Below are 13,589 nucleotides of genomic sequence, written 5' to 3' on the forward strand. Positions count from 1 at the left end.
TTTCGGGTTTTTTATTTACAAAATTGTTATATATAATGAAATCACTTTCTTCCTTTAAAGCTTTACATTTATAAGCTTTAGATATAAAATAAATAAGGAATCCTATTCGAGTATTTCTCCAAATTCAAATTTTTATCATCCATTTTTCAATTTCCACACATTAAACAAAAATCAGAATTCAAATAAATTGTTCAGTGTTCTGGATTAATTTCTTAAAAATTTTAAATTTACATAAATTACTTTTGAAGAAACATATGTGTTTTATACACATGGAGGTGTAGTATGAACTTTGAAGAACTGAAAACAAAAACCCTTGAAGAATTAAGGGAGATAGGAAAAAACTTCGGCATTAAATCCGTGACTAAATACAGGAAAAGTGAGCTTGTTGAAGAAATATTAAAAATACAGGAAAAAAGTGAGCATTCTGAGGATATTCAGGAAGAACTTCCAACGGAAATTCTTGAAGAAGTTGAAAAAGAGATTGAGGAAGTAGAAGAAATTGTAAAGCCGGTAGAGAGTTTTAAACTGCATGATATTGATGTTGAAAAGAGAGAAAAAATACAGGAACTTCTGCAGGATTCTGACACAGTAGAAGGTATCTTTGAACATATAACAAATCAGTCCTATGGTTTTTTAAGACTTGACAATTACCAACAGGGTACAAGGGATATATATGTGTCTCCTTCTCAGATAAGAAAATTTGGCTTAAGAACTGGAGATAAGGTAAAGGGTAAAGCAAGATTCCCAAAGGAAGGTGAAAAATATAAAGCCCTTCTTTATCTTCAGGAAATAAATGGAGTGCAGCCAGAAAATATAGCAAGGAGAAAATCCTTTGAAAACTTAACACCCATTTACCCTAATAAAAGACTTAGCCTAGAAACTACTGGTAATGATTTAGCTACAAGACTTATTGATCTGCTGGCACCTTTAGGAAGAGGACAAAGAGGAATGATTGTAGCTCCTCCAAAGGCAGGTAAAACAGTATTGTTAAAGAAAATAGCAAATGCTATTACCACCAATCATCCTGATGTAGAGCTTATTGTACTTCTGATTGATGAAAGACCTGAGGAAGTTACAGATATGCAAAGATCAATTAAAGGTGAAGTTGTTTATTCTACCTTTGATGAAGAACCCAACAATCATACAGGTGTAGCTGAACTTGTTTTAGAAAGAGCTAAAAGATTAGTTGAGATGAAGAAGGATGTTGTTATTCTTTTAGACAGCATTACAAGACTTGCCAGGGCATATAATCTAACCATTTCCCCAACAGGAAGAACATTATCTGGAGGCCTTGATCCTGGAGCATTGATTCAACCAAAGAAATTTTTCGGTGCAGCCAGAAACATTGAAGAAGGCGGAAGTTTAACAATACTGGCAACTGCTTTAATTGACACAGGAAGCCGTATGGATGAAGTGATTTTTGAAGAATTTAAGGGAACGGGAAATATGGAAGTACACTTAGATAGAAGACTTCAGGAAAGAAGAGTTTTCCCAGCTATCGACATAAATAAATCTGGAACAAGAAGGGAAGATCTATTATTAAGTGAAGATGAACTGAATACCATCATTTCTATTAGAAAGCTTCAGGGAAATCTATCTACTCAGGAAGCCACAGAAAACCTAATAACTGCTTTAAGTAGAACTAAAAACAATAAGGATTTTGTTCAGATTTATCCTAAACAATTAAGAGATGAAAAGTATCTGTAAAAATAGTTGATTTAAAAAAATTACTATGATATAATGTTAAGAGTTGACGAATGGTATAGATTTTCAAATAAAAAAATAATTTGAAAACTTTTGGGTTACTCCAAAGGCCGCAGAACTTTCATCTATTTGTGGTATTACTGGGCTAAAGGGGTACTCTTTACTAATTTTTTAAAAGACAATTGTGAAAGAGGTGAAATAGATGAGAGAAGGAATCCATCCAAACTATTCTGAAGCTGTTGTTAAATGTGCTTGTGGAAATACTTTCACAACAGGATCAGTTAAGAAGGAATTAAGAGTTGACGTTTGTTCAAAGTGCCATCCATTCTACACAGGAAAGCACAAGGTGTTAGACACAGGTGGAAGAATAGAAAAGTTCATGAAGAAATACAACTTAAAATCAGAAGAATAGAAAAAAGACCGGAGTACCGGTCTTTTTTAGTTAAATTATCTGAATTATGATAATAAAACTTCAAAAGAAAATATGAAATATATATTTTAAAAAATAGAAATAAATGTTACTATCAATATATATTGTTAAGGAGTGGGAAGCATGTACGGACCTAAAGATCATGGATGGATAGAGGTTGTTGTCGGACCTATGTATAGCGGCAAAAGTGAAGAACTTATCAGAAGAGTAAAAAGGGCAAAAATAGCCAAGCAAAGTATAATGGTTTTCAAGCCTGCTATTGATATAAGATATAGTAAAACTGATGTTGTATCCCATAGTGGAGATAAAGAGGGAGCAATATGCGTCTCAAGCGCAAAGGAAATATTGACTTTTGTTACTGAGGATACGCAGGTTGTGGCAATTGATGAAGTTCAATTCTTTGATGATGAAATAATAGATGTGTGCAGAAAGCTTGCAGATAAAAATAAAAGGGTTATTTGTGCCGGGCTTGATATGGATTTTAGAGGAGAGCCCTTTGGACCAATACAGGGCTTATTAGCAATAGCTGAATTCGTAGACAAAATCCAGGCTATATGTGTTGTATGTGGAAATCCAGCAACACGAACACAAAGACTCATAAATGGCAAACCCGCAAGATATTCCGACCCAATAGTTTTAGTAGGTGCTCAAGAGGCTTATGAAGCTAGATGTAGAAAATGTCATATAATACCTAGGGATTGAGGTGTCAAAATGAGAGGTGTCATTGACAGATTTGAAGGGGATTATGCTGTCATTATTAAGGATGATGGAAGCATAGAAAATGTAAATAGAACAAGACTCCCTGATGAAGCAAAGGAAGGGGATGTTTTGATTATGGAAGATATAATAAAAGTTGATAATGAAAAGACAAGAAAGAGGACTGAGGAAGTCGAAAAATACCTGGATTTATGGGAAGAGTAAGAGTATTTTTTTATAAGGGTTTCAGGAGTTTAAATGTTGAAAATAAGGGGTGATTAGATGTCTGGAAGGACTAATATTGGGGGACAGGCAGTTATTGAAGGAGTAATGATGAGGGGGCCAAAAAAAGTTGCGGTTGCTGTAAGAAAACCGGATGGTGAAATTGAGGTTAAGGTTGAGGATAATGTTCCCCTTTCACAAAGAAATAAATTTTTTTCATTACCTTTAATCAGAGGTGCAGTGGGACTTATTGACTCATTAACAATTGGTATAAAGACATTAACATATTCAGCTTCATTTTATGAAGATGAGGATGAAGAAAGCGAATTTGATAAGTTTCTGAAAAGAAAATTAGGCGATAAAGCAGAAAGTTTTATAATGGGCTTTGCGTTAATGCTTTCCTTCGTTATAGCCTTTGCACTTTTTTTTGCACTGCCAACATTGGCAGCAAATGTTATTAAGAAAATAAGTGATAATAGTGTACTGATAAATCTTGTTGAGGGCATAATAAGGCTGATTGTCTTTTTAATATACATTTTTTTAATAAGCAAGATGAGGGATATACAAAGGGTTTTTGAATACCATGGCGCAGAACATAAGAGTATATTCTGTTATGAAGCAAAAGTTCCATTAACTCCCGAAAATGCTTCGAAATATGGTACCCTTCATCCACGATGTGGAACTAACTTTCTGTTAATCGTTATGATTATAAGTATCATTTTTTTTGGATTTTTGGGGTGGCCTAATCTATTATTGAGAATTATTTCGAGAATAGTATTTTTACCATTAATTGCAGGAATATCATATGAGCTGATAAAGTGGTTTGGTAAATCCAACAGCCCCATTGCCAGGATACTATCATATCCTGGGCTAATGTTGCAAAAGCTAACTACAAGGGAACCAGATGCGAGACAGTTAGAAGTGGCAATTGCGGCTTTAAAGGCAGTTATCCCAGAGGGAGATGAGACAACTACATGAAAATTTTTGAAGCAATAAAGGAAGCAGTGAATATACTGAAGGATACAGAGACACCGCAGCTAGATGCAGAGGTACTTTTATGTTTTTTGCTGAAGCGAGAAAGAATATATTTGTATCTCAACAGAATTGAAGAATTAGATGTGGATATTGTTGATAAATATTTTAAGCTTGTTGATAGAAGAAAAAGGGGCGAACCAACTCAATATATAACAGGTCATCAGGAATTTATGTCATTAGATTTTTATGTAGAACCTGGAGTATTAATACCAAGAGGGGATACAGAGATATTAGTTGAGGAAGTTCTAAAAAAAATAGAGTCTTTAAAAAAACCAGTTGTAGCTGATGTGGGGTGTGGGAGCGGAGCAATATCAGTTTCTATAGCAAAATACAAGGATGATGCAGTGGTTTATGCACTTGATGTTATGCCAATCCCGTTGGAAATTACAAAAATCAATGCAGAAATAAATGGAGTAAATGATAGGGTAATAGTACTAAAATCAGATAAACTTGCAGCACTTGAGGAAAAAATAGAAGAGATTGATGTTATAGTTTCAAACCCGCCATATATAAGGGAGGATGTTATAAAAACCCTTATGACTGAAGTTAGGGACTATGAGCCATATACAGCATTATCAGGAGGAGAAGATGGACTGTATTTTTACAGGAAGATAACAAAACAAGCTGCAAGGCTACTGAAAAATGGTGGCCTTTTAGCCTACGAAATCGGGCATGACCAAAGGGAGGATGTCACCAGTATCCTTGTTGAAAATGGCTTTGAAAATATAGAATTCTTTAAGGACTATGCAGGACATGACAGAGTTGTTTTGGGGTGGAAAAAATAAGGTTATAATCATATCAATTAATTCAGATAGATAGTATACAAGTATATGGAGATGAAGAATAAATGATATTTCAGCTATTTAAGGTGTTTGCAAAAATTGGTGCCTTTACTCTAGGAGGGGGATATGCAATGGTTCCCCTTATACAGTCAGAGGTTGTTGATAAAAAGCAATGGATAGAAAAGGATGAGTTTGTTGATATTTTGGCAGTTGCCCAGTCAACACCAGGGGCACTGGCAATAAACATGGCATCCTTTATAGGATACAGAAAAAAAGGGATATTAGGGGCAGTATCAGCAACCCTTGGATGCATACTCCCATCCTTTTTAAGTATTCTTTTTATAGCCATGTTTTTTGTTAGATTTATGGATAGGGAGATTGTAAAAAAGGCTTTTATGGGTATTAGACCAGCAGTTGCTGCTCTTATTGCCTTTTCTGTTTTTAAAATAGCTAAAACCAGTAGAATAAAATCAGTATGGTACCTGGTATCTGTTGGAGCCTTTGCTGCAGTAGGTTTTTTAAAGCTGGACCCCATATTTGTGATATTAATATCTGCTTTTACTGGAATTATATTTGCAAAGAGGGGTGAATAATGTGGTATTTAAATTATTTATTTTGTTTGCAAAAATAGGGGCATTTTCAATTGGCGGCGGTTATGCCATGCTTCCCTTTATACAGAGAGAAGTTATAGAAAAAAATCACTGGATGACATTTCAGGAATTCTCTGATATTCTGGCAATTTCGCAGATGACCCCAGGTCCTATTGCGGTAAATTCAGCAACCTTTGTAGGATATAAGCTAGCTGGAATATGGGGCAGTATCTTTGCTACATTAGGGGTAGTGCTGCCTTCATTTTTAATGATAATATTAATAGCTTCTTTTTTTGCCAAGGTATATGAAAAAGAACTGGTGAAGAAAGCTTTTATGGGTATCAGACCAGCAATAGTTGGACTGATTGCCTTCAGTGCCTATGGCATAACTAAGACTAATGTGATTGATTTTAAAAGTTCAGCTATTTTTATACTTGGTTTTAGTAGTTTGTTTATTAAAAAAATGGATCCCATCTACGTTATTATCATTTCAGCTATTATAGGGATTATTGTTTATTAGACAACAAATAAAAACAACTTTTTAACATTTTCAACATTTCTTGTTTAAGCTGACTAGTTTGTGTTATAATATCATAATGTGAAATTATATGATGGAGTGAGGAATTTATGCTAGATAAACTAGATTTTATTTTAGAAAAATATGATGATTTGTCCCATAAAATAAGTAGCCCAGAAATTATTGCTGATCAGGCTTTGTTTCAAAAACTTTGTAAAGAGCATGGAGCCTTAGAACCAATAGTAACAAAATATAAAGAATATAAGGCTGTGGTTCAGGGAATTAAAGATGATAAAGAAATGCTTAATGAAAAGTTGGATAAGGAAATGAAGGAACTGGTTGAAGAAGAATTAAGGGAGTATCAGGAAAAAAAAGAAATACTGGAAAAGGAATTAAAAGTTCTGCTTCTTCCAAAGGATCCTAACGATGATAAAAACGTTTTCGTTGAAATAAGGGGTGGAGCAGGTGGAGACGAAGCAGCTTTATTTGCTGCAAACCTTTTCAGAATGTATACAAGATACGCGGAAAGAAACAATTGGAAGGTTGAACTTATGTCAACAAATGCTACTGATATTGGTGGCTTTAAAGAAGTTGTATTTATGATAAAAGGCCATGGGGCTTATAGCAAGCTTAAATATGAAAGTGGTGTTCATAGAGTACAAAGAGTTCCAGATACTGAGGCAAGCGGTAGAATACACACATCTACTGCCACCGTTGCTGTTCTTCCAGAAGCAGAGGATGTTGATATTCAAATAAATCCAAATGATGTAAGAGTAGACGTGTTCAGAGCATCTGGTAATGGTGGTCAGTGTGTTAATACAACTGACTCAGCTGTTAGATTAACCCATATTCCAACTGGTATAGTAATTTCCTGTCAGGATGAAAAATCACAGTTAAAAAATAAAGAAAAGGCTTTTAAGGTTCTTAAGGCTAGATTATATGAATTAGAACAGGAAAGACTCAGATCAGAAAGGGCAGAAGAAAGAAAGAGCCAGGTTGGTACTGGTGATAGAAGTGAGAGAATAAGAACCTACAATTATCCACAGGGAAGAATTACTGATCATAGAATAGGTCATACAATATATAGATTTGAAGCCTTTCTTGATGGTGATATAGATGAAATGATCGATGCATTGATAACTGCTGATCAGGCAGAGAAAATGAAGGAAATAGGAGAATAATTTTAATTTTAGGCATGCGTGAATACTTATGTACCTCAGGCATGCCTATGTTTTAAAGAAAAGGAGTTAGGTATGAAAAGATTTAAAGTAAATAAAGCTTTGTTTCTCATTTTTCCCATATTTTTGGCAACCCTTGTTTTAACTTATGTCTGGATTTTATATTCTAACAGCTACAAGTGGGTAAATATTTTAAATCTATCAATAGACTCTATTTTTTTAATCTGGTATTTGAATTATTTCTGCCATGAAGTTAGTATAGACAGCAGTGGGATTAATTTTTATACCCTGCTTAGAAAGACTAGGATTGATAAAAAAGAATTTGAAGGATTAAGACAATCATCATTTTTAACTAAGGTATATACAAAAAGGAAACATTATTATATTCTTACATCTAAGAATGGAAAAAATATTTTAGGTGAAATGTTTAAAGAGATAAATAAATAGCCACGGGAAGAGGTGGTAATTTGAAGATAAAGAAACAATTAAAAAGGGATATTGCAAGGAGAAAGAAACTTACTGCAGCTTCATTATTTATAATGATATTAATGGTCTATTTAGTTGCTGTTCTCAATGATCAGGGAATTTTTATGGGATGGGAAAAATATTTTGCCTTTTTATATGTAGGTGTGGTGAACTTACTTCTTTTTGTAAATATCGTTAAATTAGTTTCTGATGATAAGTTTCAGTTGATACTTGGAAATCAAAAAGTAAGGATTAAGGACAGCTTTTTTAAGTCTCCCTTTAACATCAATCTTGATAAAATAATTTACATAGATATAGTAGAAAGAAAGAATTATGAGTTTGAAATAGTAATCATTATGGAAAAATTAAAGAGAAACAAACGCTTTGTAAAGTTTGATAATTCCTTTATCAAGGGGGATCCAGGCTATAAGAAAGTATATACACATTTAAGAAACAGCTATAAGGATAAAGATTTATATTGTTACATTATAAAAAAAGCTGGTGCTAGGAAATATTATTATCTTTATCTTTTGTATAAAAACTCTTACAATGCTGAATTTTCTCAGCTGGCTTTAAATTATGTAAGAACTTTTATGGAAGAGTATAATTTGTCATGAATATAATATATCTCCTTAAAATAGATTTTATTGAGATTAAAATTTTAAGGAGATGAAAACTTGAATAAAATATTGTTTATAACACTAGTTGGTACTCTGGTTTGTGGAATAGGAACATCTTTAGGTGCTATCCTGGCAACGAGTTTTAGAAAATCCAATAATATAGTTATGTCAAGTATAATGGCGATAGCAGGGGGAATTATGTTTTCAGTTGTAACATTTGATTTAGTTCCTGAGGCTATAGCAATGGGTGGAATGGTTTTAACCCTAGTGGGTATTGTTATTGGAGTGTTTTTTGTTACTCTTTTAGATATATTTTTACCCCATACTATGATGATGAAAAAATATGGTAAGCATCTGAAAACAGCATTATTGCTAGGTTTAGGGCTTGCTGCTCATAATTTTCCAGAGGGGCTGGCAATTGGTTCTGGTTTCATGGGAGGTAGAGCTTTGGGAGTAGAACTTGCCATTGTTATAGGACTGCACGATATTCCAGAGGGTGCAGCAGTGGCATCTCCCCTGATGCAGAGTAGAATAAGCAGATTTAAAATTATAGGAATAACTGCAGCAACAGCTTTGCCAACTGCTGTTGGGGCATATATTGGAGCTGCACTTGGGGAAATATCAAAAACCTTTATAACAATATGTTTAGGATTTGCAGGTGGTACAATGCTTTATATTGTATGTGGAGAGCTTATTCCTGAAAGTAAGGATTTGTTTAAAGGGATTTTTTCAACAATTTCGATAATTATTGGGATAATAATTGGATTGGTTATTACATCAATTTTATAAGGAGATAGGAAAATGAATACAAAGGTTTACTATATTGATGAACATGACACAGATAAAATTAAGGAGGCAGCTGAAATAATAGCTTCTGGAGGTACTGTTGTTTTTCCAACTGAAACTGTTTATGGTCTAGGTGCTAATGCTTTAGATGAAAAGGCCTGTGAAAAAATTTTTACAGCAAAGGGAAGACCACAGGATAATCCATTAATAGTACATGTGGCGGATTTTGATCTATCAAAGTATGTTACTGATATTTCTGAAAATGCAAAAAAACTGATGGAAGCTTTCTGGCCAGGGCCACTTACCATAATAATGCCCAAAAAAGATATTGTTCCCCTTACAACAACAGGGGGGCTTGATAGTGTTGCTATCAGAATGCCATCAAACAAAATTGCAAGAAAGCTTATTGAGTTTTCAGGAGTTCCTATTGCAGCACCAAGTGCAAATATATCAGGAAGACCAAGCCCAACAACAATTGAGCATTGTATAAATGATTTAACTGGAAAAGTGGATATGATAATTGGCGGTGAAAAGTGTGATGTTGGATTAGAATCTACAGTTGTTGACACAACAGGTGATGAAGTAGTGATTTTAAGACCAGGTGGAATAACAAAAGAAATGTTGGAGGAAGTAGTAGGAAATGTGTCCATTGACCCTGCTATTATGGAAAAGGCATCTGAGGGACTAAGACCAAAATCACCTGGTATGAAATATAGGCATTATGCACCTAAAGCTCCTTTAACTATAATCAAAGGTGATTTGAATAACGTTATCAAGTATGTAAATGAGAAAACAGATGAGCTTTCAAATTATGGGTATAAGGTTGGAGTAATGGCAACGGATGAAACAATCAAGAAATATAATGCAAATATTAAAATATCAGTAGGAGATCGTAAAGAAAGCGGAATAATTGCTGCAAATTTGTTTGATGTTTTGAGAGAATTTGATAAAATAGATGTAGATTATATTTATGCAGAGGGTTTTTCAGAGGAAGGATTAGGTCTTGCCATAATGAATAGGCTTAAAAAGGCAGCAGGATACAATGTTATAGAAGTATAAAGAGGAGGACAGGTATGAAAATACTATTTGTATGCACAGGAAACACATGCAGAAGCTGTATGGCTGAAGGAATTGCAAAGGCATATGTAGAAGCAAACAAGCTTCAGCACAAAATATCATCAGCAGGTCTTTATGCATTTGCTGGGGATTCTGCATCTTTAAATGCTGCAAGGGTTATGGAAGAGATGGGAATAGATGTTTCTTGTCATATTGCAAAGCCTCTTACAAAGGAACTATTAAACGACAGCGACATAATATTAACAATGACCAAGGCTCATAAGGAAGCTGTTCTGAAGGTTTATCCCTCATTACATAATAAAGTTTTCACACTATTGGAATATGTAGGGAAAAATGGAGATATTTCTGACCCCTTTGGTGGAGACCTTCAAGTCTATAGAAATTGTGCGAATCAACTGAAAATTGCGATAGAAAATTTATTCCAGAAAATAAAGGAAAGTTAGGGCACTTAGTGTCTAGGCTTTCCTTTTTTTGAGTTCACTTATATATTGTTCGATATTTAGATTATATGATTCAAAGTAAAAGGTTAAATTAATATAAAATATTTTATCAGGAGGGAGTAACATGAAAATAGCACTTGGTTGTGATCATGGAGGATACAATTTAAAGAAGGTAATTATGGAGCATCTTGAGAAAAAGGGGATAGATTACAAGGATTTTGGTTGTTATGACACAAGTTCATGTGATTATCCAGATTATGGACTTTCAGTAGCAGAAGCTGTTGCTTCGGGAGAGTTTGATTGTGGAATAATAGTCTGTGGTACTGGTATAGGGATATCAATAGCCGCCAACAAGGTTCCGGGAATTAGAGCAGCACATGTTACAGATACATTTAGTGCCAGGGCTACAAAACAACATAACAATGCTAATATAATAGCCTTAGGAGAAAGAGTTACAGGTCCTGGACTTGCAATTGATATAGTAGATGCTTATCTTTCTGCTTCTTTTGAAGGGGGAAGACATCAAAATAGAATTGACAAGATAAGTGAAATTGAAAAAAAATATTGTAAATAGGAGGTAGAAAAATGGATTCAAGAGTAACAGTTATTAACCATCCATTAATTCAGCACAAATTAACTATTATGAGGGATATCAATACAGGTTCAAAGGATTTCAGAGAGCTCTTAGAAGAAATTTCTATGCTAATGTGCTATGAAGTAACAAGAAGTTTCCAGCTTGAAGATGTAGAAATAGAAACTCCAGTATGTAAAACTGTGGCTAAGACTTTAACTGGAAAAAAGGTTGGTATAGTACCGATACTAAGGGCAGGTCTTGGAATGGTAGATGGGATGTTAAAGTTAATACCTGCTGCAAAGGTTGGACACATTGGACTTTACAGAGACCCTGAAACATTAAAACCAGTAGAGTATTACTGTAAATTACCATCAGATATAAATGAAAGAGAAATGATAGTAACAGATCCAATGCTTGCAACTGGGGGTTCTGCTGCTGATGCTATACAATTACTGAAAAATAAAGGTGCTAAAAATATAAAACTTATGTGTTTAATAGCAGCACCAGAGGGAATAAAAGCTGTATTAGAAGCACATCCTGATATAGAAATATATGTAGCCCACGTTGATGAATATCTAAATGACCATGGATATATAGTTCCAGGCCTTGGAGATGCTGGAGATAGAATATTTGGAACTAAGTAGGTGATTTTATGAGACCAACCTGGGATGAATATTTTATGGATATAGCAGAGTTAGTTAAGGAAAGGTCAACATGCTTAAGACGTAAGGTTGGGGCTGTCATAGTAAAAGACAACAGAATCTTAACAACAGGATACAACGGGGTTCCGCCTAAAATGAGGCATTGTGAAGAAAGTGGCTGTTTAAGAACTGAGCTTAACATACCATCAGGGCAAAGACATGAACTTTGCAGGGCACTTCATGCAGAGCAGAATGCTGTAATTCAGGCTGCTAAAAACGGGATTGAAATAGATGGAAGTACTATTTATGTAACTGCCCAGCCTTGCATAATCTGTGCAAAAATATTAATTGCATCAGGCATAAAAAGGATTGTATTTAAGGGCGACTATCCAGATAATCTTTCTCTTGAAATGCTGAAAGAATCAAAAATAGAAGTTGTGGCTTTTTAGTCACAACTTTTTTGGAGGGACATAATAAATGTCCATTAATATAGATGTAAATAAAAGATTTATGTGTTAAAATATCCTTGTGTTTATTTTTAAGGGGATATTTTTAGTTACAGATAGCAATTTAAAGGTAATTAAGAGGTGAAAGTAATGGATAAACTTAAAATTATGACCATCTTTGGAACAAGGCCTGAGGCTATTAAGATGGCACCACTTGTAAAGGAACTAGAGTCAAGAGAAGAAATACAATCAATAGTTTGTGTAACGGCTCAGCATAGAGAAATGCTGGATCAGGTTCTAAACCTTTTTGAAATAACTCCTGATTACGACCTTGACATAATGAAAGAAAGGCAGACATTATCAGGTATTACTACAAGGGTGCTTCAGGGATTAGAGGAGATATTCTGCAAAGCAAAACCTGACATGGTTTTAGTTCATGGGGATACAACGACTACATTTGCAGGCAGTTTAGCAGCCTTTTATAATCAAATAAAAATCGGACACGTAGAGGCAGGACTTAGAACATTTAACAAATATTTTCCATTTCCAGAAGAAATGAATAGAAAACTTACAGGAGCAATGGCTGATATGCATTTTGCCCCAACTGCAACTTCTAAGCAGAACTTGCTTAATGAAGGTATAAAGGAAGAAGATATATATATAACAGGTAATACTGTTATTGATGCTATGGCAACAACCATTGAAAAGGACTATGTATTTGAAACCAAGGAATTAAACAAAATTGATTTTAAAAAGAAAAAAGTTATAATGATAACAGCTCATAGAAGGGAAAATTGGGGTGAACCTTTGGAAAACATCTGCTATGCTTTAAAAGACCTGGCAGAAAAATATGAAGATGTGGAAATAGTATATTTAGTGCATTTAAATCCTGTTGTAAGGGAAACTGCTTATAAGATTTTAGGAGGAGTTGACAGGGTTCACTTATTGCCTCCTCTTGATACAAAGGAAACTCATAACTTAATGAATAGAAGTTACTTGATATTAACGGATTCTGGTGGGCTTCAGGAGGAAGCACCTCACCTTGGCAAACCAGTTTTAGTTTTAAGAGATGTTACCGAAAGACCAGAGGCAGTGGCAGCAGGAACTGTTAAAGTGGTTGGTACCGAGAGAAATAAAGTTTTTGAAGAGGCTTCCCATTTAATAAAAAATAAGGATGCTTATAATAAAATGGCAAATGCTGTAAATCCATATGGAGATGGTAAAGCTTCAAAGAGAATTGTAGACAGCATATTATATAATTTTGGAATATATAAAAGAAGACCAGAGGATTACACAGCAAAAAAATAAGGCTGTACGGTGAATGGCAGCCTAGTGCATATAACTTTTGTAAGGAATAGCATCTTCCATCAAAGGAATAGCAATCAC

General features: G+C 34.3%; 18 protein-coding genes. All 18 read left to right on the forward strand.

Annotated elements, in window-relative coordinates; all coding sequences use genetic code 11:
* The first annotated feature begins 282 nt into the window (after positions 1–282).
* Entirely contained in the window at positions 283–1,707 is a 1,425-nt protein-coding gene (gene rho / locus Q428_RS00495) for a transcription termination factor Rho (protein WP_035377173.1), read from the forward strand.
* 199 nt (positions 1,708–1,906) lie between these two features.
* Entirely contained in the window at positions 1,907–2,116 is a 210-nt protein-coding gene (gene rpmE / locus Q428_RS00500) for a 50S ribosomal protein L31 (RefSeq protein ID WP_035377174.1), read from the forward strand.
* A gap of 141 nt (positions 2,117–2,257) precedes the next feature.
* On the forward strand, positions 2,258–2,836 hold the full coding sequence (locus tag Q428_RS00505) for a thymidine kinase (RefSeq protein ID WP_035377176.1): 579 nt from the start codon (positions 2,258–2,260) through the stop codon (positions 2,834–2,836).
* A 9-nt stretch (positions 2,837–2,845) separates the two neighbouring features.
* Entirely contained in the window at positions 2,846–3,055 is a 210-nt protein-coding gene (locus Q428_RS00510) for a DUF3006 domain-containing protein (RefSeq protein WP_035377177.1), read from the forward strand.
* A gap of 57 nt (positions 3,056–3,112) precedes the next feature.
* Entirely contained in the window at positions 3,113–4,030 is a 918-nt protein-coding gene (locus Q428_RS00515) for a DUF1385 domain-containing protein (RefSeq protein WP_035377179.1), read from the forward strand.
* Positions 4,027–4,872, forward strand: coding sequence for a peptide chain release factor N(5)-glutamine methyltransferase (gene prmC, locus Q428_RS00520; protein ID WP_035377180.1), 846 nt, complete (start codon positions 4,027–4,029; stop codon positions 4,870–4,872). Before Q428_RS00515 ends, prmC begins: the two co-directional genes overlap by 4 nt.
* Positions 4,873–4,934: 62 nt before the next feature.
* Complete coding sequence (locus Q428_RS00525; protein WP_035377181.1) at positions 4,935–5,462, forward strand: chromate transporter; 528 nt, start codon at positions 4,935–4,937, stop codon at positions 5,460–5,462.
* 1 nt (position 5,463) lies between these two features.
* The gene (locus tag Q428_RS00530; RefSeq protein WP_035377183.1) at positions 5,464–5,979 is read left to right on the forward strand and encodes a chromate transporter; all 516 of its coding nucleotides are present in this window, start codon (positions 5,464–5,466) and stop codon (positions 5,977–5,979) included.
* 107 nt (positions 5,980–6,086) lie between these two features.
* The gene (gene prfA, locus Q428_RS00535) at positions 6,087–7,157 is read left to right on the forward strand and encodes a peptide chain release factor 1 (protein WP_035377184.1); all 1,071 of its coding nucleotides are present in this window, start codon (positions 6,087–6,089) and stop codon (positions 7,155–7,157) included.
* Between the two features lie 72 nt (positions 7,158–7,229).
* Positions 7,230–7,601: a hypothetical protein gene (locus Q428_RS00540; RefSeq protein WP_035377186.1), complete on the forward strand. Its 372-nt coding sequence runs from the start codon at positions 7,230–7,232 to the stop codon at positions 7,599–7,601.
* 20 nt (positions 7,602–7,621) lie between these two features.
* Positions 7,622–8,236 (forward strand): hypothetical protein, encoded by a 615-nt coding sequence (locus Q428_RS00545; protein ID WP_035377188.1) that lies wholly within the window; start codon positions 7,622–7,624, stop codon positions 8,234–8,236.
* A 60-nt stretch (positions 8,237–8,296) separates the two neighbouring features.
* Positions 8,297–9,028 carry a ZIP family metal transporter gene (locus tag Q428_RS00550; protein WP_035377190.1) on the forward strand — a complete coding sequence of 244 codons (732 nt, stop codon included), beginning with the start codon at positions 8,297–8,299 and terminating at the stop codon, positions 9,026–9,028.
* 12 nt (positions 9,029–9,040) lie between these two features.
* Positions 9,041–10,084, forward strand: a complete 1,044-nt coding sequence (locus Q428_RS00555) for an L-threonylcarbamoyladenylate synthase (RefSeq protein ID WP_035377192.1) — start codon at positions 9,041–9,043, stop codon at positions 10,082–10,084.
* A gap of 14 nt (positions 10,085–10,098) precedes the next feature.
* The gene (locus Q428_RS00560) at positions 10,099–10,545 is read left to right on the forward strand and encodes a low molecular weight protein arginine phosphatase (RefSeq protein ID WP_035377193.1); all 447 of its coding nucleotides are present in this window, start codon (positions 10,099–10,101) and stop codon (positions 10,543–10,545) included.
* Positions 10,546–10,666: 121 nt separating this feature from the next.
* Complete coding sequence (gene rpiB / locus Q428_RS00565; protein WP_035377195.1) at positions 10,667–11,116, forward strand: ribose 5-phosphate isomerase B; 450 nt, start codon at positions 10,667–10,669, stop codon at positions 11,114–11,116.
* A gap of 11 nt (positions 11,117–11,127) precedes the next feature.
* Positions 11,128–11,760: a uracil phosphoribosyltransferase gene (upp, locus tag Q428_RS00570; RefSeq protein WP_035377198.1), complete on the forward strand. Its 633-nt coding sequence runs from the start codon at positions 11,128–11,130 to the stop codon at positions 11,758–11,760.
* Positions 11,761–11,768: 8 nt separating this feature from the next.
* Positions 11,769–12,206, forward strand: a complete 438-nt coding sequence (locus Q428_RS00575; RefSeq protein WP_035377199.1) for a deoxycytidylate deaminase — start codon at positions 11,769–11,771, stop codon at positions 12,204–12,206.
* A 147-nt stretch (positions 12,207–12,353) separates the two neighbouring features.
* Positions 12,354–13,511, forward strand: a complete 1,158-nt coding sequence (gene wecB, locus Q428_RS00580) for a non-hydrolyzing UDP-N-acetylglucosamine 2-epimerase (protein ID WP_035377201.1) — start codon at positions 12,354–12,356, stop codon at positions 13,509–13,511.
* Positions 13,512–13,589: the final 78 nt, after the last annotated feature.

The organism is Fervidicella metallireducens AeB (assembly GCF_000601455.1).
In the GTDB taxonomy this organism is placed as follows: domain Bacteria; phylum Bacillota; class Clostridia; order Clostridiales; family Caloramatoraceae; genus Fervidicella; species Fervidicella metallireducens.

What these genes read in the sequence shown, in the direction of transcription:
- rho (WP_035377173.1), top strand. Translation starts at nt 283, where the DNA reads ATGAACTTTGAAGAACTGAAAACAAAAACCCTTGAAGAATTAAGGGAG.
- wecB (WP_035377201.1), top strand. Translation starts at nt 12,354, where the DNA reads ATGGATAAACTTAAAATTATGACCATCTTTGGAACAAGGCCTGAGGCT.
- Q428_RS00505 (WP_035377176.1), top strand. Translation starts at nt 2,258, where the DNA reads ATGTACGGACCTAAAGATCATGGATGGATAGAGGTTGTTGTCGGACCT.
- Q428_RS00540 (WP_035377186.1), top strand. Translation starts at nt 7,230, where the DNA reads ATGAAAAGATTTAAAGTAAATAAAGCTTTGTTTCTCATTTTTCCCATA.
- Q428_RS00515 (WP_035377179.1), top strand. Translation starts at nt 3,113, where the DNA reads ATGTCTGGAAGGACTAATATTGGGGGACAGGCAGTTATTGAAGGAGTA.
- Q428_RS00510 (WP_035377177.1), top strand. Translation starts at nt 2,846, where the DNA reads ATGAGAGGTGTCATTGACAGATTTGAAGGGGATTATGCTGTCATTATT.
- prfA (WP_035377184.1), top strand. Translation starts at nt 6,087, where the DNA reads ATGCTAGATAAACTAGATTTTATTTTAGAAAAATATGATGATTTGTCC.
- upp (WP_035377198.1), top strand. Translation starts at nt 11,128, where the DNA reads ATGGATTCAAGAGTAACAGTTATTAACCATCCATTAATTCAGCACAAA.
- prmC (WP_035377180.1), top strand. Translation starts at nt 4,027, where the DNA reads ATGAAAATTTTTGAAGCAATAAAGGAAGCAGTGAATATACTGAAGGAT.
- Q428_RS00560 (WP_035377193.1), top strand. Translation starts at nt 10,099, where the DNA reads ATGAAAATACTATTTGTATGCACAGGAAACACATGCAGAAGCTGTATG.
- rpiB (WP_035377195.1), top strand. Translation starts at nt 10,667, where the DNA reads ATGAAAATAGCACTTGGTTGTGATCATGGAGGATACAATTTAAAGAAG.
- Q428_RS00575 (WP_035377199.1), top strand. Translation starts at nt 11,769, where the DNA reads ATGAGACCAACCTGGGATGAATATTTTATGGATATAGCAGAGTTAGTT.
- Q428_RS00555 (WP_035377192.1), top strand. Translation starts at nt 9,041, where the DNA reads ATGAATACAAAGGTTTACTATATTGATGAACATGACACAGATAAAATT.
- Q428_RS00525 (WP_035377181.1), top strand. Translation starts at nt 4,935, where the DNA reads ATGATATTTCAGCTATTTAAGGTGTTTGCAAAAATTGGTGCCTTTACT.
- rpmE (WP_035377174.1), top strand. Translation starts at nt 1,907, where the DNA reads ATGAGAGAAGGAATCCATCCAAACTATTCTGAAGCTGTTGTTAAATGT.